Source organism: Acinetobacter sp. UBA3106 (assembly GCA_002365595.1).
Taxonomy (GTDB): Bacteria; Pseudomonadota; Gammaproteobacteria; order Pseudomonadales; family Moraxellaceae; genus Acinetobacter.
Genome location: DFAM01000010.1, coordinates 153,087 through 177,923, shown reverse-complemented (window position 1 = coordinate 177,923; position 24,837 = coordinate 153,087). Strand labels below are relative to the sequence as shown.

At 40.5% G+C, this 24,837-nt stretch carries 17 protein-coding genes; 6 read left to right on the top strand and 11 right to left on the bottom strand.

Annotation, left to right across the window (positions count from 1 at the left end; translation table 11 throughout):
* The first annotated feature begins 18 nt into the window (after positions 1-18).
* Entirely contained in the window at positions 19-3,123 is a 3,105-nt protein-coding gene (locus tag B4C48_RS04505; protein ID WP_291354413.1) for an efflux RND transporter permease subunit, read from the top strand.
* Between the two features lie 96 nt (positions 3,124-3,219).
* Positions 3,220-4,935 carry a proline--tRNA ligase gene (locus B4C48_RS04500; protein ID WP_291354412.1) on the top strand — a complete coding sequence of 572 codons (1,716 nt, stop codon included), beginning with the start codon at positions 3,220-3,222 and terminating at the stop codon, positions 4,933-4,935.
* Positions 4,936-4,987: 52 nt separating this feature from the next.
* Here B4C48_RS04500 and B4C48_RS04495 read toward each other — a convergent pair whose 3' ends face one another.
* The 6 genes from B4C48_RS04495 to B4C48_RS04470 form a co-directional block, all read right to left on the bottom strand.
* Positions 4,988-6,415 (bottom strand): hypothetical protein, encoded by a 1,428-nt coding sequence (locus B4C48_RS04495; protein WP_291354411.1) that lies wholly within the window; start codon positions 6,413-6,415, stop codon positions 4,988-4,990.
* A gap of 24 nt (positions 6,416-6,439) precedes the next feature.
* Positions 6,440-8,692 carry a DUF6160 family protein gene (locus B4C48_RS04490; protein WP_291354410.1) on the bottom strand — a complete coding sequence of 751 codons (2,253 nt, stop codon included), beginning with the start codon at positions 8,690-8,692 and terminating at the stop codon, positions 6,440-6,442.
* Positions 8,693-8,726: 34 nt separating this feature from the next.
* Positions 8,727-9,413, bottom strand: coding sequence for a hypothetical protein (locus B4C48_RS04485; RefSeq protein ID WP_291354409.1), 687 nt, complete (start codon positions 9,411-9,413; stop codon positions 8,727-8,729).
* Between the two features lie 9 nt (positions 9,414-9,422).
* Complete coding sequence (locus B4C48_RS04480; RefSeq protein WP_291354408.1) at positions 9,423-11,432, bottom strand: hypothetical protein; 2,010 nt, start codon at positions 11,430-11,432, stop codon at positions 9,423-9,425.
* A gap of 245 nt (positions 11,433-11,677) precedes the next feature.
* Positions 11,678-12,247 carry a dCTP deaminase gene (gene dcd, locus B4C48_RS04475; RefSeq protein WP_291354407.1) on the bottom strand — a complete coding sequence of 190 codons (570 nt, stop codon included), beginning with the start codon at positions 12,245-12,247 and terminating at the stop codon, positions 11,678-11,680.
* Between the two features lie 141 nt (positions 12,248-12,388).
* On the bottom strand, positions 12,389-12,982 hold the full coding sequence (locus tag B4C48_RS04470; protein WP_291354406.1) for a LysE family translocator: 594 nt from the start codon (positions 12,980-12,982) through the stop codon (positions 12,389-12,391).
* A gap of 273 nt (positions 12,983-13,255) precedes the next feature.
* On the opposite strand from B4C48_RS04470, the gene B4C48_RS04465 reads away from it, so the two are divergent.
* A complete protein-coding gene (locus B4C48_RS04465; RefSeq protein ID WP_291354434.1) occupies positions 13,256-13,801 on the top strand; it encodes a DUF2062 domain-containing protein in 546 nt (181 codons plus the stop codon).
* A gap of 251 nt (positions 13,802-14,052) precedes the next feature.
* On the opposite strand, the gene apbC is transcribed toward B4C48_RS04465, so the two are convergent.
* Positions 14,053-15,330 (bottom strand): iron-sulfur cluster carrier protein ApbC, encoded by a 1,278-nt coding sequence (gene apbC / locus B4C48_RS04460; RefSeq protein ID WP_291354405.1) that lies wholly within the window; start codon positions 15,328-15,330, stop codon positions 14,053-14,055.
* Between the two features lie 465 nt (positions 15,331-15,795).
* On the opposite strand from apbC, the gene B4C48_RS04455 reads away from it, so the two are divergent.
* Positions 15,796-15,996, top strand: a complete 201-nt coding sequence (locus tag B4C48_RS04455; RefSeq protein WP_291354404.1) for a hypothetical protein — start codon at positions 15,796-15,798, stop codon at positions 15,994-15,996.
* 196 nt (positions 15,997-16,192) lie between these two features.
* Here B4C48_RS04455 and B4C48_RS04450 read toward each other — a convergent pair whose 3' ends face one another.
* Positions 16,193-16,771, bottom strand: coding sequence for a hypothetical protein (locus B4C48_RS04450; RefSeq protein WP_291354403.1), 579 nt, complete (start codon positions 16,769-16,771; stop codon positions 16,193-16,195).
* Between the two features lie 496 nt (positions 16,772-17,267).
* Here B4C48_RS04450 and B4C48_RS04445 point away from each other — a divergent pair, with 496 nt between their 5' ends.
* Positions 17,268-18,476 carry a multidrug effflux MFS transporter gene (locus B4C48_RS04445; protein ID WP_291354402.1) on the top strand — a complete coding sequence of 403 codons (1,209 nt, stop codon included), beginning with the start codon at positions 17,268-17,270 and terminating at the stop codon, positions 18,474-18,476.
* 686 nt (positions 18,477-19,162) lie between these two features.
* Here B4C48_RS04445 and B4C48_RS04440 read toward each other — a convergent pair.
* From B4C48_RS04440 to B4C48_RS04430, 3 genes are all read right to left on the bottom strand, one after another.
* On the bottom strand, positions 19,163-20,530 hold the full coding sequence (locus B4C48_RS04440) for an MFS transporter (protein WP_291354401.1): 1,368 nt from the start codon (positions 20,528-20,530) through the stop codon (positions 19,163-19,165).
* A 123-nt stretch (positions 20,531-20,653) separates the two neighbouring features.
* Complete coding sequence (locus B4C48_RS04435) at positions 20,654-21,820, bottom strand: CaiB/BaiF CoA transferase family protein (protein WP_291354400.1); 1,167 nt, start codon at positions 21,818-21,820, stop codon at positions 20,654-20,656.
* Positions 21,820-23,013 carry a mandelate racemase/muconate lactonizing enzyme family protein gene (locus B4C48_RS04430; protein WP_291354399.1) on the bottom strand — a complete coding sequence of 398 codons (1,194 nt, stop codon included), beginning with the start codon at positions 23,011-23,013 and terminating at the stop codon, positions 21,820-21,822. Before B4C48_RS04430 ends, B4C48_RS04435 begins: the two co-directional genes overlap by 1 nt.
* Before the next feature lie 415 nt (positions 23,014-23,428).
* On the opposite strand from B4C48_RS04430, the gene B4C48_RS04425 reads away from it, so the two are divergent.
* On the top strand, positions 23,429-24,586 hold the full coding sequence (locus tag B4C48_RS04425; RefSeq protein ID WP_291354398.1) for an acyl-CoA dehydrogenase family protein: 1,158 nt from the start codon (positions 23,429-23,431) through the stop codon (positions 24,584-24,586).
* The last annotated feature ends 251 nt before the right edge of the window (positions 24,587-24,837 follow it).

Sequence of the window (24,837 nt, the reverse complement as noted above, 5' to 3'; positions counted from 1 at the left end):
AAGTACAGGATTGTTCTTATGTGGTTTACCCGAATTAGTGTTAAATATCCTGTTTTCACCATCATGATGATGCTGTGTTTACTGGTACTGGGGCTGGCATCTTGGCAACGGATGGGCGTAGAAGAATTTCCCGATGTCGATTTTCCATTTGTTGTGGTCTATACCTCTTATCCGGGTGCCTCTCCTGAAACCATTGAATCTGAAATTACCAAAAAAATGGAAGACCAGATCAACACCATTTCAGGTTTAAAACAGATTATTTCCCAGTCTAGTGAAGGGCTTTCGACCATTATTGTCGAATTTAATCTGGATGTCTCTTCTGCAGTTGCAGCACAAGATATTCGCGACAAGATCTCTCCTGTTACTGCCCAGTTTCGTGATGAAATTCAAGATCCTGTTGTTGAGCGTTACGATCCGACCGCCAATGCGGTGATGTCGATTGTATTTGAATCAGACAACATGAGTCTGCGGGATTTAAGCTCCTATTTAAGCCAGCGGATTGTTCCGCAACTCCGCACTGTACCGGGCGTGGGTACAGTGAATTTGCTGGGTGACGCACAGCGCCAGATTCGTATTGAGGTCGATCCGCAAAAATTACAAAGTTTTGGCATTGGTGTAGACAAGGTCATCAATACCTTGAAAGGTGAAAATATTGAAGTTCCGGGAGGCACCTTAAAACAGCCTACGTCCGAGCTGGTGGTGGAAATCAAATCCAAAGTGCTTCATCCGCAATCGTTTGGTGATCTGATTATTGCCAATAAAAATGGAGCACCCATTTACCTGAAACAGGTGGCGAGTATTGAAGATGGTCAAGCCGACTTTGAATCCAGTGCTTATTTAAATGGGAAAGCTGCAGTCGCCATTGATATTTTGCGCAGTTCCGACTCCAATGTGATTGATGTGGTCAATGCCAGCTATAAAGCCATGGCAAAAATCGAGAAACAGCTACCTAAAGGCACGGTGGCAAAAGTTGCAGTCGATAGTTCCAGAGGTATTCGTGGCAGTATTAAAGATGTGGCACGTACCATTATTGAAGGCGCAGTGCTCGCAGTTCTGATTGTGTTGCTATTTTTAGGTTCATTCCGCTCTACCGCAATTACCGGCCTGACCTTACCAATTTCCCTGCTCGGTACCCTGACTTTTATTTGGGCTTTTGGCTTTACCATCAACATGATGACCTTGCTGGCACTTTCCTTAAGTATTGGTCTCTTGATTGATGATGCCATTGTGGTGCGGGAAAATATTGTCCGTCATGCCGATATGGGTAAAGATGCGGTTTCAGCAGCACTCGATGGAACCAAAGAAATCGGGCTTGCGGTTCTAGCCACCACGCTGACGATTGTTGCGGTCTTTTTACCGGTTGCGTTTATGGGCGGTATTATCGGTAAATTCTTCTATCAATTTGGGGTAACGGTCAGCGCTGCTGTATTAATTTCTATGTTTGTCAGCTTTACCCTCGATCCCATGCTTTCTGCACATTGGGCTGAAAAATATGACCCAAACAAAAAACCCGGCAGAATCAAACGATTCTTTAACTGGATATCCAACAAGCTGGATAATTTAAGCCATTATTATGAAAAGCTGTTAAAACTGGCGCTACGCTTCCGTATTTTAACCTTGATGGTGGCCGTAGCTTCACTTTTTGGTGCATTGGGTTTATCTAAACTGATTGGTACGGAATTTGTTCCTGTTCCAGATAAAAATGAAATTCGGATTAAATTTGAAACACCTGTAGATGCATCACTCGAATATTCTCAAGCCAAATTGTTGCAAGTAGAGAATATTCTTCGGCAGCATCCAGAGGTACGCAATACTTACAGTATTATTAATGGAGTTACCGATCGCGGCAAAAACCATGTCAGCATCCGGGTTAAGGTCACTCCTCGTCTGGAACGTGATAAAACCCTGACTCAACTGAATAACGAATTTCGTCAGCGTTTACAAAGCGTCGCGGGTATTACCATTACTTCGGTCGCTTCAGCAGACGAAACGGTTTCTGGAGGACAAAAGCCGATCTTGATTTCAATTAAAGGAACCGATCTGAACGAACTGCAAAAAATCTCCGATCGCTTTCTTGCAGAAATTTCTAAAGTCGAAGGTATCGTCGATCTGGAAAGCTCGCTTAAAGAGCCCAAACCCACCTTGGCTGTGCATATCAATCGTGTTCTGGCCAGTGATTTAGGTCTTTCTGTTAATCAAATTTCCAGTGTTATTCGCCCTTTAATTGCAGGCGATGACGTCACCACCTGGCAAGACGAAAAAGGCGAGACCTATGATGTCAATCTTCGCCTGACTGAAAACAAACGTACCCTACCAAGTGATATACAAAATCTTTATCTTAACTCACAAAAAACCGATGCTTCAGGTCAGCCTATTTTAATACCGCTAGCGAGCGTGGCATCATTTGACCAAACCCTGGGAGCTTCGCAGATTACCCGTCGTGATTTGGCCCGTGAAGTACTGGTCGAAGCCAATACAGCCGGCCGTCCTGCAGGAGATATTGGTCGGGATATTAAAAAAATCCAAGATAACTTTGATTTACCGCCCGGCTATAGTTTTGCGACTCAAGGTGCAAATAAAGACATGGCAGAATCGGCAGGTTATGCCTTAACCGCCATTACCCTTTCCATTGTATTTATTTATATTGTACTGGGTTCACAATTTAACAGCTTCATTCACCCTGCAGCAATTATGGCTTCCCTTCCTCTCTCGCTGATTGGGGTATTCCTGGCTTTATTCCTGTTTAATTCCACCATGAACCTGTTTTCTATTATTGGCATTATCATGCTGATGGGCTTGGTGACCAAGAATGCCATCCTGTTGATTGACTTCATCAAAAAAGCCATGGATCGTGGAGAAGATCGTTATGAGGCAATTATTGAAGCCGGTAAAACCCGTTTACGTCCTATTTTAATGACCACCAGTGCTATGGTGATGGGGATGATTCCTCTGGCATTGGGCCTGGGTGAAGGTGGCGAACAAAGTGCACCTATGGCGCATGCCGTGATTGGTGGTGTCATTACCTCGACATTGTTAACGCTGGTCGTTGTTCCTGTCATCTTTACTTATCTAGATGACTTTAAGAATTTTATGACGCGCCAAATCCGCAAAATCATGGCATAATAAAATCCATTACCATGAGGTGACATTCTGAAATGTTCACCTCATTTTTTATCGTATAATCTTATGCTTTAACGCTTAATTATCAGGACAGTTTCCATGCGCGCGAGTCGCTTTTTATTTGCTACGTTAAGAGAAACCCCAAACGATGCTGAAGTAATCTCACATCAGCTCATGTTACGTGCGGGGATGATTCGTAAATTGGCTTCGGGTTTATACACTTGGTTGCCGATGGGCGTACGCGTGCTAAATAAAGTTGAAGCGATTGTCCGTGAAGAAATGAACCGTGCCGGATCGCTTGAAGTATTTATGCCCGTGACTCAACCTTCAAGTCTTTGGGAAGAATCAGGCCGCTTTGTGCAATATGGTCCAGAACTGCTACGTTTCAAAGACCGTCATAATAACGATTTTGTGCTTGGCCCAACGCATGAAGAAGTCATTACTGATCTTGCACGCAATGAATTAAAAAGCTACAAACAGCTGCCAATCAATTTCTATCAGGTGCAAACCAAATTCCGTGATGAAGTTCGTCCACGTTTTGGTGTCATGCGTTCACGTGAATTCATCATGAAAGATGCTTATTCTTTCCATATCGATCAAGCATCATTACAAGAAACCTATGATGTAATGTATGACACGTACTGTCGTATCTTTAGCCGTCTGGGCTTAGACTTCCGTCCAGTACAAGCAGACACTGGCTCAATAGGTGGTTCAGGTTCACATGAATTCCATGTTTTGGCTTCAAGTGGTGAAGATGACATCGCCTTCTCTACTGAATCTGACTATGCAGCCAATGTAGAAATGGCTGAAGCTGTATTGGTGGGTGAACGCGCGGCTGCCACTCAGGAATTACAACTGGTTGATACACCAGCGCAAAAAACCATTGCCGATGTATCGAATTTCCTGGGTACAGATGCCGCGCAGTCTGTAAAAGCCTTGCTTGTTCAAGGTGTTGCTGAAGAAGGTAAAGCTACTCCAGTAATTGCTTTATTCTTACGTGGCGACCATGAACTGAATGAAATTAAGGCTGAAAAGCATCCATTAATTGCTGCGCCTTTAACATTTGCAACTGAAGATCAAATTCAAGCACTTGGTTTAACCACTGGCTTTATTGGTCCACAAGGTCTGGTTGATAAAGGCATCACTGTCATTGTTGACCGTGCAGCATCTGTGCTTTCTGATTTTGTTGCTGGCGCTAATGAAGCCGACAAACATGCAACAGGTGTCAACTGGGAACGTGATGCTAAATTCACAGAAATTTATGACTTACGTAATGTAGTTGAAGGTGATCCATCTCCAGATGGTAAAGGTACACTGCAAATTAAACGTGGTATCGAAGTCGGTCACATTTTCCAGCTGGGTAAAAAATACTCTGAAGCTTTAAGCTGCAAAGTGCTTGGGAAAGACGGTAAACCGATGGTCGTGACCATGGGCTGCTACGGTATTGGTGTAACGCGTGTGGTGGCTTCTGCCATTGAACAAAACTTCGATGACAAAGGGATTATCTGGCCTTCTGCAATTGCACCATTTGAAGTTGCGATTGTACCAATGAATGCACACAAATCACCACGTACTTTAGAAGCTGCTGAAGCACTTTATGCAGAACTGCAAGCTGCAGGTTATGACGTGATTTTAGACGACCGTGACGAGCGTCCAGGCGTAAAATTCTCTGATCTTGAAATTACCGGTATTCCACACCGTATTGTGATTGGTGAAAAAGGTTTAGATGCAGGAACTTTTGAATATAAAGGTCGCCGTGATGCTGAATCGGTAAATATTACTAAAGAAGAATTACTGACTAAAATTGCAAAGTAATTCATCTTTAAAATAAAAAATCCCGCATTCAGCGGGATTTTTTATTATTCGATTAACAGAATTTCAGACCGCCATAACAGTTAGAGGGAACATTCTGGTTTTTTAGAATCTGATTACTCAACGTTAACGTAGAAGGATTAGCTTGGGTCCATGGCCCTACATCAATTGTTAATGTTTTAACAATAGGGGTATTGGCTAAGGCCTTAATAGAATCACCCAAATCAATTGGAATTTCATTACCTGGAGCTTGCAGGTTGTTGGTAATATTTGTCGCAACTTGAGGAAGTACCGCCGAAATATCTACAGCCCCTGCCACATTGAGTTTCCCCAATTGCACAGGATCAGCAAATGACATCCACCAACCTCTTTTTGCAACATCTGCTGCATCTGCTCCTGGCCACTGCAAAGCAAGCTGCTGCAAAGCCAAATAACCTCCTGAACCGGTTAATGGTACATTATGTACCATGCTTAATAATTGATTAAAGGTCACATTCATATTCAGATTAGTCAGCTTTGAACCCTCCCCCATTTTAAATTTCGAGGTACTTACCAAACAAAGTGATCCTAAGCCTACACATGGATTAATATTTACCAATAGCTGGTCATTATCAAACTGTGTAGTATTCAAACCATTATAAACCTCATAATTAGCATTATCCTCAGCCGTACCTTTTGCCAAAGGAATCACTGGAATAGTCACCATAATGTTGGTCGCACTTGCCTGGGTTTGTCGGTTTCCAGATACAGTAAAGCCTGGAACATTAAATTTCACATTATTTAACTGCGGTACTGTAATACCCGTCGTATTAGAATTTGTTGGATCACTAGTAAAGTTATGCGTACCAAATAGAGCAATATCCAAGACTCCTGAAATTGCTTGGTTGGACGCTTTACCAAATTTCGCAGCTGCAGTATTGGTAGAACCTGATGTATCTGCAATTTTCATATAACCACTGAAAGATTGAATACCATCTGTCGGTGATTGTGTATTGGCAATACCTGTAGTTAATAAACCCAAAATTTCTTGTGCCCCTAAACGAAAACCAACTATTTCCCTGGTTGATGCTTTATCGCTATTTTTGATTGCAAATTCAATAAAGGGATTAGTTATTTTTGCACTCGTTGAGGCACGGTCATTTGCAAATACAGGATTTCCATCGGCATCATAACTTGTAGGTAATCCACTTAAAGCCAAATTCGAAATATCAATATCACAACCATTTGCACCATTTACTCCCCCACATCCTAATTGTAAGGATTTAATATTGGTATTTAGTTCCATTTCAGCTTCAAGTCCAAGTTTAAAAAAATTAACCTTTTCGTTACTTGAAGTATTATAACTATAAGCATCTTTAGAAAAATTCAGCAAAGCTTGACCATCTACTTTGGCCAATTCGGTATCCGTCAAACTTTTAAATCCTGTTGCATTTGCTCCTGAAGAAATGCAACAAATCAATGCTGGCAATAGTAATCTTTTCATTTTCAATCCCTATAATTTATTCTTTTATCGTGGAGTAATACCCAAAGTGCTACGCATTGCCCCTCCGGTAATTGCAAGATCAGCAATTTTCTGCATATTACCTGCTGGAGACATGGCCATTTCTGCGGTAAAGGGCTTACCTTGAGAAGTCGCAGTAGCTAAATAATTAAACTTGACCTGATTATCTAGTACAACAGTATCCTGTTTCATTTGAACTCTGGATTCGAATCCTATATGTCCTTGAAGCTTATTTAAATTAACACTAGATTCGCTTGGTCCAGTTGCAGCTTTAACATCTTCATTAATGATACTTAAGAAACTTCCTCTATCCGTAGAGCCTGTGAGATCTTTAAACTTAAAATTTCCTTTTAAAGACAAATAATTGGTGTCCGGCGTTGCATTTGCTGAATTTAGCCCCGGAACAATCAGCAATTCCCCTTGACCCTCGAGCTTAAAGGCAATAGAAGACAATACATCATCTTTTTTAGCAAAATTATCAATAGGTACGACTTTTTTATCACAATTTGTACCACCAGTTGCTGTAGTACAGTTATATAAAGAACCCGGAAGTTGTCCAATTGCAATTTCAGCTTTTGCTGCAAATAATAAATTATCTGCCTTGATATAAATTCCTTCATCTTCAAAACCAATGACACCATCTGATTTTAAATATGAATCGATATTTCGAAGACCTGCATAATAATTGACTTCTTCGTTATATACTCCCTTTGCACCATCTACGACAATGATAGAAGTTGTACTTGGCGTTCCGGTTTTTTTATCAATACCATAACCTTCCGTAGACATTGCCAAGTTATATCCCAAACCTGAGCTGGTCACTCCTTTATAAGTATAATTTTTAGCAAATAGCGCCAGATTGGCATTTAAATTAAAGATAGGTATACCTATGCCCCATTCTCCAGAAGAGCTGGTTATCTCAGCAATTGAATTGTCTGAAATAAAACGTGCTTTACGTGCTATGGCCTGAAAATCCATACCACGAATCGCAATTAATGCTACATTTTGCCCTTTATCAACCGGCACCATATCGTAGGTTAATTCGGTACTTGAAGCATTAAGTATCTTTTTAACATTTTCATTGATAATAAAATTTAAGCTTTTAACTTGTGCGGTATTAATGTAAATATCACCAAAGTCAATATATGCATTTTTAGTATTCAAATTGGTAGCATTGGTTGAATTACGAATAGCTAAAGGAGATAGATTTGAAAATTCTATAGCATAGCTACCATGTCCTGTATGACCTATTTCCAAAGTTGTTGGAGCAACATTTTGACCTAATAGAGGATTCCCTTCACGCGTAAACTCAGCAGAAACGCCAAAATGCAAACCACCAGCACCCGCAAAACCATAACCTGAAGCAGACCTTGTTGTTTCCGTTAAATCTGTTCCGGTACGATTTACCGTATTAAAATCTTTAAGACCAGCCTGATTTGCATTAAAGAATATTTTCGCATTTGTAACGCCGCCCGATGCTCCCATACGAATCACATTCTTCTGGTTATTGGGATCTGAACCATAGCGTAAGTCAATATTTACACCAGGATTTTTCGCATTCACTCGACTCGAGTCTACATCGCTTGAATCAGCAACTCGGTCTAAATTAACAATATGATCCGTATTGCCATCACGACTTTTGGTGGTCATTACTATCCCCTCATTCGAGTCTAGATACATATAACCATCAGCAGAAAAATTAAAATTAAAATCTTTTAGAGTTAAATTTTTACCGTTTAAGCCATATCCAATACTTGCATTTTGTAACTGAAAATCTAAATGTGCTTTCTCATCACGGTTAAATAAACCATGAGTAGTTTGCAAATAAAATTTTAAAGGAGAAGTTGTTGAAAGACTTAAAGAACCTAAATTCTGTTCAGCTGTGGTACAAGTTGTAGCACCACATAACAACATGAGTTTTTCTATAGTTGCCTGAAATGGGGAAATGCTAGCTTGAATTTTTACACCAGTTCCTCTATCAGTTGTACCTACATCAAAATCAAGCGTACTTTTAATTGTACTGTTATTTACACCTTTGACTTCAACATTATGCATTCCCAACTTCATGCTACCTGTATCGGTATAGTCCACCCAGTTGACCTGATCTACATTAATCTTTGAGACTTCATGGGTAATAGAAATACCATCCTGTCCTGTAACATCACTTAAGGAGTGATCCGTTAACTGTTGAAGCGCAAAAGATTGTTGAGCCATTAATACACAAGCTGTGAGCATATTCAGTTTTATTATTTTTTTCATTGCAACATCCTTATTCTTCAAAATCTTTGTTTAATTAACAACGACTGGTCCCAGTACCTGCGCAGTTATAACTAAAAATTTTTAGATCACCTGACATATGTAAATTACCGTGTACGTTCAAGCCCATAAATCCTTTTTCAGCACCTTTATCAAAAGCAGGAACATCTATATTGTTATTCACTTTTGTGCCTTGGGCATCTAATGTATAAGCATTATATTGATTATATTTTATATCTTTTAAATAGCCTTTAGAGCTTGCATCATCGGTTTCAACCGAAAGACTACTAAAACCTAAATTTCTTATTTTTAAAGGATTATCATCGAAGAATGAAAGTTTAAGCGCTGTTTGAGGCATCATATCCTTATTGATAATGGTGCTTCCCGCCAAAGAAAACTTATCTACCTGAATAGTGCCTTGAATTTGCTTAAAGACCAACCATCTTTGATTACCAGCTGCATCTGCATGATTATTAGGTGAAAATGCAAAACGGCATTGCACATCCGATGCACAATCATAGGTATAATATACGCCTTGCTGATCAGAAATATTTTTTATGCTTAAATCATTTGCATAGCGATGATTTAATGACAAAGTCCAGCTTAAATCAGCTCCCCCTTGTCCCGTAACGTCCAGTAATTCCCCATTATCTAACCCCACCAATTCTGCATGCGCTGCACAAGCCATCAATAAAACTACAGAAATAGATATTTTATTTAACATTTTACACCCCTATAAGCCCGTAGTTTTAAACTTAAGATGCTGAATTAAAACACCATCAATTACAGCCGAACCCAGATTAACGGCAGTTCCTGTTGGACTTTTAAATACCACCCCTGTCGCATCTGCGCCCCTATTGGCATTTAAAAGATTCGTAGTGGTATTTCGGGTAACACTACCGATTGCAATACTACTGTGGGTCGCATTTGTGCCTTGGTATCTAACCGTATTGGTTCCTGTTGTAATATCCGAGAAATTTGAACCGCAGTAGCTTACATTACAGGTTGAACCTTTAAATGATGCTGTCGTTAACCCTGTACCCGATTGAAATTGAGGACTCGGATCTGTATCTGGATACCAAGTATAAATCTGTGAATATATTGCAGGTACTTTAGGGATACGTGTCACTTCTAGAATGATATTGTTGCCTTCTGATGCCAAAATAAAAGGTTGATACATATTTCCCAATACCAGATTGATATTGGCACTATATAAATAAAGACCGTCTTTATCGTTAAAGAGTGGAGCCAAAGAACCATCTATTGCTGGGGTTACCGCAGTACCATCATCTGTATCACTTTTAGCTGCAGTACTGATCCTGATTCCTTTTTCATCAAGATTTGTATCGGTAAATTTTAAGGTAGATGGATTATCGTTGGTGTTTATACGCAATAGTGCAGCTATTCCCAATGTTTCATCGTAGAGCTTATTGATATCATCATTTTGGGTCTGAAATAATCGTACTTGAGAACCATTGATACTCAAGCCATTCGCCACAAATTGTGCTCTTAAGCGATAATCCTTATCTAACCCACTTATTGGTGCACCGGTAACACCATTAATTGTACGAGTTGAGTCAAAAGACCGAGAGAAAATATCTGTCCAAAATCCCAATTTGATTCGGTCACTTGTTGTATCTCCGCCATCCTTTGCCAAAGGTGCTTCTAAAGCCAGATAACCAATATCACTTTTGTTCGCAGCTGCAAATTGTTGAATGTCTTTTGCAGTGCCAGCGCGGAATAACCAAGGATTGGCCGCACTTCCCCAATTTAAACCTACATTACTATAGCGCTGATTTAAGTTGCCATTACTTTTAGATAAGGCCAAACCATAAATAAAAACATCCGCTTTTGTACGGGCATTGGCTATAGCAGCCGCAGCTGTTGTATTTGCTACATTAGTTGCATTGGTTTTTGCATAATTTATGACTGTTGTATTTGCAGCAGATGTTGCTTGCTGGGTAGCAGTACTGTTTGCTGATGCTCTAATCTGAGCAAGAGTGGTTTCTTTTAAGTGATTATCGACTGCGGTAGTAATAGTGGAACCATAGGCAGCCTCAATTTTTTCAACGGTATTTTTCCAAGCATTTTCTGCTGACTGTTCTTTATCTAACCAGCCCCCACTATATTTCGTCGTACCATCATTAGGAACTGTTAACGTAGAGTTCCAATAATATTGATCGTAGCGTTTTTCATAATAGTCTATATAGGTTTGCTGCTTTGAATAAACCGCAATTTCCTGATCACGATACGCAGTTTGATTTTGTGTTTTTACTTGATTATAAGTGGTTGTATAAAGTGTAGTGGTAGTACTACCATTTTGATAAATTCCATTATATACACTGTTATAAGTTGAATTATAACTTCCTTGATACAAGTTGGCTTTTGCATACGTATAATTAGAATCATAATTCGTTTGATAAATTTTATCGTATGCACGTTGGTACAGTAAGTCGTAATTTTCACCCGTCGGAATAATACGGATAAAACCAGTGTCGTATTTAGGCTTATCTACCACAGTAATAGCATTATTGTTATAACTGGAAGCAGTAGACGTATCCTTTGGTCCCTGAAACACCATCTTAAAATTTTCAGGTAATAATGCGATCCCTTCGCCTGTTGTGTCAGAAAGGTGATCATCTGATAAAGATTCAAGCGCATAAACTGATGGGCTAAGTAAAGCTGCGAGCATGCTCGCCAAACAAGATTTTTTAAATCTTGTATTATTCCAACTTTGAGTCATCACGACCTTCCTTTTTATCAGATGCTCCGCATCATTATTTTTAATTCATCCTGTGCTTGGTATGCCGAATTTTTACTTATTTGTCATTACGACAATGTTTTTACCAAGTCTGTACAACTTTTTATTATGCTGAATATTATTGCAATTGCAAAAAAAACTGGTCGAATGAACGCAGTTTCCGATGAATGAATTCCATAAAAAATAAGCGGACCAAAATGATCCGCTTATTCAATTATTTATAATATTTATGCTTTCGGCAAGGTCACACCGGTTTGTCCTTGGTATTTACCACCACGGTCTTTATAAGAGGTTTCACATACTTCATCAGATTCAAAGAACAACATTTGCGCCACGCCCTCACCTGCATAAATACGTGCTGGCAAGTTGGTGGTATTTGAAAATTCCAGGGTTACATGGCCTTCCCACTCAGGTTCCAGCGGAGTAACGTTTACAATAATACCGCAGCGTGCATAAGTGGACTTACCTAAACATACCGTCAATACATTACGCGGAATACGGAAATATTCGACCGTACGGGCCAAGGCAAAAGAGTTGGGCGGAATAATGCAAACATCTGATTCAATATCGATAAAGCTTTTTTCATCAAAATGTTTTGGATCGACAATGGCTGAATGTACATTGGTAAATACTTTAAATTCACGGGCGCAACGAACATCATAACCATAACTTGAAACGCCATAAGAAATGAGTTTTTCACCCGTTTCATCATAACGTACCTGGTTTTCTGCATACGGTTCAATCATGCCGTGTTTTTCGCTCATTTCGCGAATCCAACGATCAGACTTAATTGCCATTATTTCTATCCAAAAATAGTTAATTCGATTATTGCGCTGTACTTTAACTGAAATTGACTGCAATGAAAATAATGATCAGGCGATGAGGTGATTTTTTACAAAATATGTATTTTCATCGCCCTGATTTCAAGACTTAAAAGCTTAAAGACTTAAAATTGCTGAATAACCGAGAGGGATAGAGAAACTCACCAAAATTAAAGAAGCAGTTTTTTGCAAATTGGATTGATTTAACCAACGCACTTTATTTGATGCCAGAATTGAGCCAATAAATGTCCAGAATAAGGCAATGGGCACAATTAACACCAGAAACATGGCAATATGGACTAAATAATTATTCACGGATAGCCAGGCTGTGCCCGGAAATATAGCCGAAGCAAACAGCAAGGCCTTAGGATTGAGTAAAGTCGCACAAAACAATTCACGCGCACGAATAGCCGGCAGATTAAAACTTGCTTCAATATCTGCAGTTTTCCAGAGTTTAATCGCCAGAAAAATGATATAGCACGCGCTCAGTAATTTTAAAATAGTCGGCAATATTGGAAATTTAGCTGAAACGCTGCCAATGATCATGCCCCAAACCGTAATTGCAATTAAATAACCAGTCGCTTCAGCAGGAATCAATCGTAATGATTTACGTACACCGACCTGAATACCGGAAGATGCCAGTAAGGTATTTGTTGGGCCAGGCGTTAATAAAATGGTAATAACCAAACCAATGAATAACCATGAAATCATATGCGATCTCTCTATAGAGTGCGCGAAGAGTAATCAGTTTTATTGTACTTAGCAAATCAGAAATTTTATATCTTTTAAAAACGTAGAATATTTTTTATAAATTATTTAAATTTCAATTAATTAAAATATATTATTGCAGTTCAACTTATGAGTCATTTGTTAGAAAAAGTTTCAATAAATTCTTTTTTAAGGTTAATCATTTACATTGACCGAACTTGACCTGTCCCGCAAGGGTGGATTCAGGCACAATACTTCATCATTTAAGTGGCCCACATTTTTATGGCAAAACAGTTCTTTCAGTCATGGCTTCCCTCACCACAAAAAGTTGCTGGGATGAAAGTAATGAAGATTTTTGGTCAGCGTACTTTAAATCCTTTACTTTGGTATGTGAACAGAAAGTCCATTTCAAAAGCCGTTTTTATTGGTACGTTTTGGGGAATGCTACCCTTACCTTTTCATAGTGTTTTGATTGTACTGACCGTCTTGCTATTTGAAGTCAACCTCCCGCTCAGTTTATGTTTAGCTTGGTTGACCAACCCTTTTACTCTTGTTCCGATCTTGTATTTGGGCTTCTGGTTAGGCAGCAAAATATTTCAGGTCAATATGATTGATCAGGATATGCTTCTAGGTGTGCTGCATCAGATCAGCCACTGGATCACCCACTTTGGTCATGGGCATATCGACCTGAGTCTGGCAAAAATTTTATTATCCGGTCTGGTATTGGAAGCCTTCATTTTTGCTGTTGTATTATTCGTGATTACACGATTATTGTGGCGATGGAGCATTATTCTGCATCAACGCCGCCGAAACTCGCAGTAATTATTTTTTTCTAGTTCACTTCTCATTATTTAGCATCTCAATTTGCACTATAACTCTAAAATAGACCTCTTTTATTATTGTCGACATCTGCTTTATTTTTAAAAATTAGTAAAAATGTCTAATAAAACCCAGCTGTTTTTTGCTGTTTCGTCGCATTGTCTTTTATAGTAAAGCCAAGCTAAATCCAACATATAAAAAAGCCCAAACAAGGTTGGACTTTTCGAAGATATTGCTTTAATCAGGCAGAAAAATTAGAAAATCCGGTTTTGTGGTTTCTCTGCTTTTGGCAGTTGATCGGCAATTTTTTGTGCAATAGCCATATAACTTTCAGCCGCATCATCTCCTACCAGTACAGACGGTTTACCGGCATCGGCATTTTCGCGAATTTGCACATTTAACGGTAAACGCCCAAGTAAAGGAATGTGGTATTGTTCAGACAATTTATCGCCGCCACCTGTACCAAAAATCTGTTCTTCATGACCACAATTAGAACAGATATGCGTCGACATGTTTTCGACTACGCCCATCACCGGAATCTGAACTTTATTAAACAGCTCAATTCCTTTGGTTGCATCCAGTAAGGCAACATTTTGTGGAGTGGTAACGATCACTGCCCCGGTCACCGGAATGCGCTGCGCCAGGGTTAATTGAATATCCCCTGTTCCTGGTGGCATATCAATCATCAATACATCCAGGTCAGGCCATAAAGTCTGGTTAAATAATTGCATTAAAGCGCCAGTCGCTTTGGGACCACGCCAAGCCACCGGAGTATTGTTATCTCCAGTTAAATGACCGATAGAAAGTACAGCCATCCCATACGCATCAAGCGGCACAAAATTTTCTGCTTCAATCATAGGAGTGCGGCCGGCATTGCCCAGCATGGTTGGAATACTTGGCCCATAGATATCGGCATCCAAAACCCCGACTTTTAACCCCAGTTTTTGTAAAGCCAATGCCAGGTTAACCGTAGTTGTTGACTTGCCCACGCCACCTTTACCAGACGAAACCAGGATCACGTTTTGAATACGTGGATGCTTGGGCACATCTCTTTGCTGCGGTGCCGCTTTCTGGATTGGTGGATTATTAGGATCTTCTTCCTGTTTGCTTTCAGCTGGAGCGGCTTGTCCGGCAGCATCGACTACAGGGGGAAGTTTTTGCGCTGCAGATGCCGTTGAAGTCTGAGCATTACTTGCGCAGCTATGTCCCTGTTTGCCATGCTCAGGGTTAGAACAGCTTTCACCGTGTTGATGCTTTTGCTGAATGACATGCATATTCAGTTCTTGAATACCGCATTTTTCCAGTGCATCGGCCAAATCATCATGAATTTTTTGTAGGTGATCGGCTTCTTCAGGATAAGTATGAAGGGTGATTTGTAATACTCGCCCTTCTACATTGACTTGGGTAATTCGGTCTTTCAAGGCATAGTTGGAATTGGGCAAAAGATAGCCTTGTAACACATTCTGGATTTCTTCCTCCTTCACCTCTTGCGCGGGTGAAAATACAGATTTAAGCGAAGAAAGCCACGACATAAGTTTACTCCAAGTACGGACATACAGCTGAATAGTATAGTTTAGCTTTAAATGCAGCGAAGGTTAAGCATAGTTCTCTCTGGCTTGCTGAATGTGAGAATTAATTTAAATGAATTGATAGCCTGGATTATTCCGTAGTGTATGTTTATTTATTTCTGCAAGACTCTGGTTGAACTCATGTAGATAGCAAGTGCATACAACAATAAACCGTTTTAAATTAGATTAATTTAAGTGGTATGTACCCTATTTCTGTTAATAATTTTGCTACAGACTTGCTGCTATTTTGTTCTTTATATTGGTTTATTATTTTGTTTTTCATTTTATTTTGGGGATAACATGTTACTTAAGCACTTAATTCTAATTATTTTTTTGTCAGCAATATCATTTACGCATGCAGCGAATGAGACATCGTCGATACGCACTCCAGCCGGTCAGTCCATTACGTTAGGAGATTCTTATACCGACATGCAAACTCGTATGGATTTATCTCCAAGTTCCATGATTACACATGAACTCAAAGAAGGTAAAAACCGTTATCTGGCCATGGACTATACCTATGAAGTTGAAAATATGCTGTATACCATTACCATTGTGAACGATCGGGTGAAGAAAATTGAATGGCTGAATACCGATCAGGACATGCAAGCAAAAACTACAAAGCAATAATTCAAAATTCTTAACTAAAAATGGCTGGTTGGTGCTTAGCTCTGAGCTCACTTTTTTGAGTTCACCTTACAGAAGTATCGTTTAAATTCTGAAATGAATTTAAATTGCAGCAGTCGTATAAGGCGGACTGCTGCAATAGAAAACTGGCTGTTCTCTTCAAATGATGAGTCAGTTTCTAGCCTAGTCTTATCTGCATTTACTTAACCGGGATCATCAAGTGCTGGTATTGTGTTCCGGGCCACATCACGTAAGGTATAGTCGTATCCGGTTGGGCACTTTTTGGATACATGTCATAAAAGCCAGGTTCAGCACCGACAATCATGACGTGAGGGCCGGTCTTGATCCATTGGTTACCGGTCGTAGGTTTTTGTGCATAAGGGTCTGTATTACTGGCATCGGTCCCACCCGCTAACATATACATAAAGCCGATTTTACCTACAGTTGGCTTTTTATGGCCTATCCAGGCTTCCGCCCATTCTAGGGCTGCCTTGTCCATACACATCGGGTCTGGACCTGGGGTCGTCGGATTGTCAGGCATGCAGGTAAAACCATTACTACCTTTGCGCAAAGTACGCATCTTGCCATCTGAGCCTATGGCCACAATAGTTGCTGCTGCACCGACTTTTTTCGGTGCTGCGCTCATTGCGCTGGCGATTGCCTTCTGGTCAGATGCTGAAGAGGTAGCCTGCATGCCACCTTTGCTTTCAGCGGCCAGGATGGCAGGTGCGGATAGGACAACCCATCCGCTAATCATTAATATTTTAGGGATATTCATGGTCTTTACTCCCAAAAAGGAGGTTAAGTGGGTGACCCCTAACTCAGGTTATCTGGCACATCGACCTTATAACGAAAAAAAGCAAACAGCATAATTATTATTTTGTTGATTATTTTGAACTCTATTTTGAACTCTATTAAGTTACCCCATCAACATGATGTACTGCATTGCACAGATTTCATAACAAATAAAATCACTAGCACACAATAATTTACGGACATAAAAAACCGAGCTGCTCTTAGTATTCGAGGTATGTAACCAGTCTGATTTTAAAACGGTCTTTAATGCTTTTGGCCCGACAATAAAATACATATGAGACCTATTTATTAAAAAACCAAACAACCAGTTGATAGATTAAAAATATATTTATAGAATACCGTTAAATGCATATGAAGAACTTGAATTTTCATCTATTACAGGATCGATGGCAGAGCTCATCAAACCATAAAATAATTTTTATTGAATTCCATAAACTTATATTTTCAGGCAGAAAAAAATGAATCAAACCGCAACCGCACCTTCGTATACACTCGGTTGGGTATTTTTGCTGACTCTGCTGACTGCGTTTAGCGCCTTATCCACTGACATGTATTTACCTGCTTTACCGATGATGGCGGACGAATATCATGTCAACACACAAACTATTGCAAATACCCTAGGTGCCTACTTTTTGGGTTTAGCTTTCGGACAAATTGTGTATGGTCCACTCAGTGACCGTTATGGCAGGAAGCCGCTGCTTTATTGGGGCTTGGGGATTTATATTATTGCCAGTTTCTGCTGTGCAATAGCTCCGAATGAGACGGCACTACTCATCTTTCGTGTATTACAGGCTTTAGGTGGCTGTGCAGGCGTTGTGATCGCACGGGCAGCAATTCGCGACCGGCTGAATATGACCGAGTCAGCTAAAGTATTTTCAACAATGCTGTTGGCATTAGGTTTAGCACCCATCTTGGCACCAATTTTAGGTGCGCTATTAATTCAGTATTTCCATTGGTCCAGTATTTTTTATCTGCTGACTGCAATCGGTATCATTACCTTAATTTTGGTACATTTCTTTTTTCATGAAACGCTTGCTCAATCAAAGCGCATAAATATCTCAGCCAAAGAGATTACGCACAGCTATATTAAGTTATTTAAAGATCCTTCTTTTGCATTGCCCATGTTTGCCGGAACCTTATTGTACGGCACACTGTATTGTTATATCGGTGCATCTTCCAATTTATTTATACATTTCTTAAATGTGCCAGAGCAGTATTTCGCGTATCTGTTTGGAATGAATGCTTTAGGTTTAATGTTATTTGCATTCTTAAATAAACGATTAATTCAATATTATTCAGTCCATCAGTTATTTCTATTGGGTGCCTTGGTTCAACTGTCCGGTATTCTTATCGTTAGTTTTAGTGCTTGGATATATACGAGTTCACCCTACCTGATATTGTCAGGATTATTTTTACTGGTCAGCGGTATAGGACTGACAGGCCCTAACTCCATGGCAATCGTCATGCAAAATCAGGCCAAACAAGCAGGTCTTGCCAGTGCCTTAATGGGAAGCATCCAATTTTTCTGCGGTTTTATTATGACGGTATTCTTATCTATTCTTCCGTTTAATATTCTGCAAAACATGAGCATTATTATGTTCATTACCGCTTTGCCTAGCGTTTATTTTTCACATTATCACTTGCGTGTCGTCCAAGTTAAATCGTGAATTACAGCGCTCAGTTCCTGTTTTCTCACGAAGTATGAGAGCAGCTTGGGCTGATTTTTGCTTCATCCTCCTGGTTAAAATGTGAAAATTAACTACTGGATCAGGCTGTATTATTCAGGCATTCCGGCTTCTAAAAACAAGCTGAGATTAATTAGATAAATGAACTCTAAGAAAATGATTCAAAATAATTACTCTTGATTATTTAATAAAAAAAATTGCTGAACTTCTTAACAACTTATTAGGGTACCTTCCAAATTCTGTCGTGCTGTTCTTCAGATAAATTTATGAATAAACAATATTTTAACTATCCTAAATTTTTTAATTCAGTTTTTAATGCTGCTATAGATACATATAGAATGAAGCGCAGGATTATATTGGTCTGGTCAAATTCATATATTGAATTGTTTTTTGAGAATAGATCAAAATCCATTGAACATAAAATAACAGTGATTAAAAAGCACGCTGTCGAGAATTATATTTTCCCTTTGTTTAGAACCCTGACAGTCAACGACGATAAGTTTACGATTCGTTTGCTCTCAAATTTTACTTTAAGCCGCACACTATTGAATAAGGGCTGATTTAAATTTGCAGTGATTAAAGACTTAAAAGTTTTATGCTACAGCTCAAATAGAAAACCAGCGATTTTCATCGCTGGTTAGCTGTCTTGTATTGAAATTTATCTAAAATTAGATATTTGCTTTCTGTAGCTGAAGTGCTTCTGTTGTCTTGTTCTTTTTCATCAAGCGGGTCAGCAAGAACATTGAGATTGCCGCCAAGAATGCCGGAACCATCAATAAATTCACAATCTGCTCACCTGAAAGACCTGAAACCATTAACCAACCCACGGCGCCAGAACCGACAAATGAACCCAGACGACCTGCCCCACCTGCCCAGCTCACACCGGTTGAACGGCAATGGGTTGGATAATAGCTTGAACAGAACACATGGATGCCCACATGTGAACCACTGATGCCTGCGCCAATACCAAAGATACCCAAGACAATAAACAAGGTGCTTAAGTTTGAAACACCAAAACTTAAAGCCAGGACACACATAGCACCAATAATGTAAGAGAACGTGAGTGTACGACTATGACCTAATTTATCCATAAAGAAGGCAATGATGAGTGCACCGACAGTACCGCCAATCTGGAATGCTGAAGTAATCCATGAAGCGCTTTGCATATCAAAGCCTTCATTTTTCAGAATGGTTGGCATCCAGCTTGAAATCATATAGATAATGATTGAGCCCATGGTAAATGCACACCAGAACAAGATGGTGCCCATGAAATAATCTTTACTGAATAACTCACGTACACTGACATTCTGTTTTTCAGTTACAGAAGCCACCAATTCCGGGATCGCTTGACCTTCAGGCGCCATTTTTTGAATGACTCGATCAATTTTTTCTTTAGGGAATTTATTCAACACCATAAAGCGCAATGATTCAGGCATAAAGAAATACAGCAAAGGTAAAATCACTAAGGGTGCAGCTCCACCAATGATGAGAATTCCTTGCCAGCCAATCATCTGAATGAGCTGACCTGACAATAAACCGCCCATGGCTGCGCCAATGGTATAGCCACAGAACATCACGGTAACCAAAGTCGAGCGACGTTTTGTCGGGCAGTATTCAGAAGTGATGGTGACTGCATTTGGCATTGCCCCGCCCAAGCCTAAACCTGTTAAGAATCGAAGGACGATCAGGAAGGTTAAATTCGGTGAAAATGCGGAAATGAGTGTACCGATACTGAAAATCACCACGCTCCAGATAATGATCTTTTTACGGCCAAACTTATCGGCCAATGGACCAAACAAGAATGCCCCCAACATCAGACCAAACACGCCTGATAAAAATAAAGGCGCTAAATCTGCGGGTGTCAGCGACCATTCGGCAATGAGTGCCGGAGCAATAAATCCAACGGCTGCAATATCAAAACCATCCAAAGCTGCTACACAAAAACAGAGCAAAATAATGAGTTTTTGCAGTCTGGATACGGGAATCCCATCGATAAATTCTTGAACGTCCATGCGTTCTGTCGTGTTCTGAGTCATCCTGAATCTCACTTAATTTTAGATTTTTTGTTACTGAAATCACATCCTTGTATTTTCAGTGCTCACGATTTAAAGCCACAGTAAAGGAAACGGATTTCCTATACTGCAAAAGGTGAATCATTACTAGGCCTGCTGCGCAGCGGTTTTTAATAAATGATCCCGCTCTTCGCTGCTGTAACCCAGTTCAGTTAAAATATCCTGCGTATTGACTGCAGCAGGACTAACCGGATTGCATTGCAAAATTTTGCTCTTGCTGAATTTAGGCGCGGGACTCGGCTGCAGAATATTATTCACAACTGTGTAGGTTTCGCGAGCTATATTATGCGGATGATGCGGCGCCTCTGACAAACTCAATACCGGAGAAAAACAGGCATCCGTTCCTTCAAAGATTTCACACCATTCATCCCGTGTTTTAGCCAAAAAGATTTCAGTTAAACGTTGTTTCAGTTCTGGCCATTTTTTTTGATTCCATTGCATCTGGAATTCAGCATCTTCGGTTAAATTCAATTTTTCCAGAAATAGCGCATAAAACTGCGGTTCCATTGGGCCAATCGAAATATATTTTCCATCTGCACAGCGGTAGCTGTCATAGAAATGCGCGCCGCCATCACCATTATTGGTCCCGGCTTCGTCATTCCATAAACCTGCAGATCTCCAGCCCTGAATCAGCGCTGTCAGCAATGCAGAACCGTCTGTAATCGCAGCATCGACCACTTGCCCTTCACCGGTCTGTTTGGCATGTAAAGCTGCAGCCAGCACGCCTGAAAACAGCAGCATGCCGCCTCCACCGAAGTCACCAATCAGACCGGGCGTCGGCGTCGGCTGACCATTGACACGAGCAGTTGAATGCAAAGCACCGGTCAGGGAAATATAGTTAATATCGTGTCCAGCCGCCTGTGCCAAGGGACCGGTTTGTCCCCATCCCGTAACCCGTCCATACACCAGCGCCGGATTACGTTCTAAACAGATATCAGGGCCTAAACCTAAGGATTCCATCACACCTGGTCGAAAGCCTTCAATTAAAATATCCGCTTTTTCAATCAGTCTTAAAGCAATTTCTTTTGCTTCAGGCGCTTTAAGATTTAAGGCAATCGATTCTCTGCCACGTGCCAGTACATCGGCATCTCTTGCTGTTAATGCAGCCATCCCACCTTGTGAAGGCTTGACCGGGCGATCAATTCGGATCACCCGCGCGCCTTGATCAGCAAGCATCATTCCTGCAAAAGGTGCAGGTCCAAGACCTGCAAACTCTATGACAGTCAGGTGAGATAATGGGCCTGAACGCAGCATTAAGCAGCCACCTCATTATTTCCCTCTACCGCACGGCCCTGCACGCCTTGAGTTTTGTGGCTGATTAGGAACTCTTCGTTTAACTGAATGCCCAAACCTGGACCTTCATTTGGATAGCACATGCCATTTTCAAACTTCGGAATATTCAGTGCAATATCGGTACCTGGTGCAATGTTTTTGCTTTCCATGGTGCCGTGAATCAGCAATGGACCAATCGATTCATTCAAGCCTTGTGATGCCCATTCATTTGCCACCCACAAATGTGCAGCTGGACTATGTTCCAAACCGGAACCAATCATACAACCACAATGTACTGGCAGACCAGCTAAACGTGCCATCGTCAGCCAGCGCTGCGCTTTCACCAAGCCGCCCACTTTTTGCAGTTTGATAAACAGGCCATCTGCTGCACGGCGGTCAATAATTTCTTTCAGGTTATGCAGTTCTTGCGCAGATTCATCGGCATAAATCGGGGTTTTAACTTGTGCACGTAAACGCGCCATACCTTCAATATCCCAATGCGCTAATGGCTGTTCAATTAAATCCAAACCAGCTGAATCAATACGGCGAATCACATGCAGTGCTTTTTCATAACTCCAGAAGCCGTTGGCATCAATGGTTAACACGGCATCTTGACCAACAGTGTCACGTACGGCATGAACCATATCAATATCATCTTGCAATGTACCGTGACCAATTTTCATTTTGAACAGTTCAAAACCAAGCGCTTTGGCTTTTTGCGCTTCAGCTGCTACATCTTCCGGCTTACCTGCTGAAAGTACCCAGCCTTGGCGTGAACCTTGAGTAGTACGGCCACCCAACAAGTCATAGACTGGAACGCCATATAACTTGCCTTTTAAATCATGTAATGCAAAGTCAACAGTCGCTTTGGCTTGGTTATTGTCGCGAACCAGCAAGTCCATTTTTGCCACAATTTTTTCAATATTGCGCGGGTCTTCCCCAATCAAAATACGTGGCGCAATCACGCGTGTGATCATGGCAATAATTGATTCCTGCAATTCACCGCGATACCAAGAAGAAGTATCACCTGAATCTGAAATGCCCACTGTTCCATCATCACATGTGATTTTTAACACAACGCTATCGATTGAGGTGATACGCGTATTCGGCATAATAACCGGCTTTTTCAGTGGTGTAGATACTGGAAAACATTCTACTTTTACAATCTTTGGCATACTTCAGTCCCTTCCGTTGTTCTTGCTTGTTTTAGCTGTGTGATCAAGCCCGGCTCAAATCTATGAGCTAAAACTGCGTCCTGATATCACTGTAAATCTTTTGATTCCCTATATATTTTTAGCTTTGGCAAAGCTTATTTATTGTTGCCTCTGCTATACGCCAGCTCGAAATTTTATTTTCATTCATCAGCAAAAATAAGCATCCCGAGCGGTCTTTCAGTAATGTAAATACGAATTTTAAAAATGTCAACCAACAAGTTGGTTGATAAATTAAATAAATCAACCAACCTGTCGGTTGACAAATAAATTTTATTTGTTAAAACTAGCCTTCATAGGAACTGATCATAAATTTAGGCCAACCTAAATTGTCCAAGATCAAAAATATTTATTAGATGATAAACAAAAAGGACTGAACATGATTTACGGATATCGCTCTCCATGGATGACAGAAGAACTTGAACAATTACGCGTAACAGCACGTCGCTTCTTTGAACAGGAAGTTGCACCAAAAGCCGAAAAGTTCCGCAAACAGCACTATATTGACCGTGATGTATGGGAAAAAGCTGGTGAGTTAGGCCTACTCTGCATGAGCGTTCCAGAAGAATACGGCGGTCTTGGTGCTTCCTTTGCGCATGAAGTGATCATGATGGAAGAACAGGCGCGTATCTGCGATACCACATTTGGCTTTATTCCTGGTTCTTTAAACAGTCCCGGATTTTTTCTGGGCACCGCAACACATGAACAACTGTTGAAATGGATGCCGGGCATTGCCAGCGGAAAAAAAATGATTGCTGTTGCGATTACTGAGCCAGATGCCGGTACAGACGTGAAAGCGCTGCGCACTACTGCGCGCCGCGAGGGTGATGAGTATGTACTGAATGGATCAAAAACATTTTGTACTCTGGGTGATCAGGCCGATTATGTATTGGTAGCTGCGCGTACAGGTGATTCAGGTTCAGGCGCAAAAGGCATTTCATTATTCCTGGTTGAAAAAGATAAATGTCCAGGTTTTAAAGTAAACAATATTATTGATAAGATCGGTCAAAATGCACTGAATACGGCTGAAATTTTCCTTGATGATGCACGTATTCCAGCTGAAAACCTGATTGGTGGTGAAGAAGGTAAAGGCTTCTTCCAGTTAATGGATGTATTTACCCGTGAACGCTTATCGATTGGTATTGTCGGTATTGCCTGTGCTGAACGCGCGATTGAAATGACGGTTGAACATGCGAAAAACCGTAAAATGCTCGGTAAAACCCTGTGGGATTTCCAGAATACCAAATTTGAACTGGCTGAATGCTTAACCGAAGCACGGGTTGGACGTGTCTTTATTGACACAATTATTAAAGATTTAGTTGATGGTAAAGAACTACAGCCAAACGATGCCATGATGGCAAAATGGTGGGGTTCAGACAAGCAATGTTCGATTATCGATCGCTGCTTACAGCTGTTCGGGGGCTATGGCTACTGTACCGAATATCCAATTGCGCAATTGTTTATGGATGCCCGTGTCGCGAAAATTTACGGCGGCTCTAACGAAACCTTAAAAGATGTGATTGCACGTTCAATGTAAAGTACAGCTCATCAAAAAGAGGCGTTTATCGCACTACTGGCCCATAATTTAAATTTTATTTCAGCACTGAATCAAGATGATAAGGTTTTATATATAAGCAATTGATATTTATTTATATTTAATTTTAATACAGCCTTGTCTTTTCTTTAAAAGTTTTGTGTAGGCTGGACCCTACTTTTGATAGGCCAAAAGTAGGTAAAATTCTTTATTCCCCATACACGACGTCCTGTCGTGATGGGAAATGTGTGGCA

Bases quoted from the DNA above. Each gene is read 5' to 3' on its own strand.
- B4C48_RS04505 (WP_291354413.1), top strand. From the start codon at position 19: ATGTGGTTTACCCGAATTAGTGTTAAATATCCTGTTTTCACCATCATG.
- B4C48_RS04500 (WP_291354412.1), top strand. From the start codon at position 3,220: ATGCGCGCGAGTCGCTTTTTATTTGCTACGTTAAGAGAAACCCCAAAC.
- B4C48_RS04495 (WP_291354411.1), bottom strand. From the start codon at position 6,415: ATGAAAAGATTACTATTGCCAGCATTGATTTGTTGCATTTCTTCAGGA.
- B4C48_RS04490 (WP_291354410.1), bottom strand. From the start codon at position 8,692: ATGAAAAAAATAATAAAACTGAATATGCTCACAGCTTGTGTATTAATG.
- B4C48_RS04485 (WP_291354409.1), bottom strand. From the start codon at position 9,413: ATGTTAAATAAAATATCTATTTCTGTAGTTTTATTGATGGCTTGTGCA.
- B4C48_RS04480 (WP_291354408.1), bottom strand. From the start codon at position 11,432: ATGACTCAAAGTTGGAATAATACAAGATTTAAAAAATCTTGTTTGGCG.
- dcd (WP_291354407.1), bottom strand. From the start codon at position 12,247: ATGGCAATTAAGTCTGATCGTTGGATTCGCGAAATGAGCGAAAAACAC.
- B4C48_RS04470 (WP_291354406.1), bottom strand. From the start codon at position 12,982: ATGATTTCATGGTTATTCATTGGTTTGGTTATTACCATTTTATTAACG.
- apbC (WP_291354405.1), bottom strand. From the start codon at position 15,330: ATGTCGTGGCTTTCTTCGCTTAAATCTGTATTTTCACCCGCGCAAGAG.
- B4C48_RS04455 (WP_291354404.1), top strand. From the start codon at position 15,796: ATGCAAACTCGTATGGATTTATCTCCAAGTTCCATGATTACACATGAA.
- B4C48_RS04450 (WP_291354403.1), bottom strand. From the start codon at position 16,771: ATGAATATCCCTAAAATATTAATGATTAGCGGATGGGTTGTCCTATCC.
- B4C48_RS04445 (WP_291354402.1), top strand. From the start codon at position 17,268: ATGAATCAAACCGCAACCGCACCTTCGTATACACTCGGTTGGGTATTT.
- B4C48_RS04440 (WP_291354401.1), bottom strand. From the start codon at position 20,530: ATGACTCAGAACACGACAGAACGCATGGACGTTCAAGAATTTATCGAT.
- B4C48_RS04435 (WP_291354400.1), bottom strand. From the start codon at position 21,820: ATGCTGCGTTCAGGCCCATTATCTCACCTGACTGTCATAGAGTTTGCA.
- B4C48_RS04430 (WP_291354399.1), bottom strand. From the start codon at position 23,013: ATGCCAAAGATTGTAAAAGTAGAATGTTTTCCAGTATCTACACCACTG.
- B4C48_RS04425 (WP_291354398.1), top strand. From the start codon at position 23,429: ATGATTTACGGATATCGCTCTCCATGGATGACAGAAGAACTTGAACAA.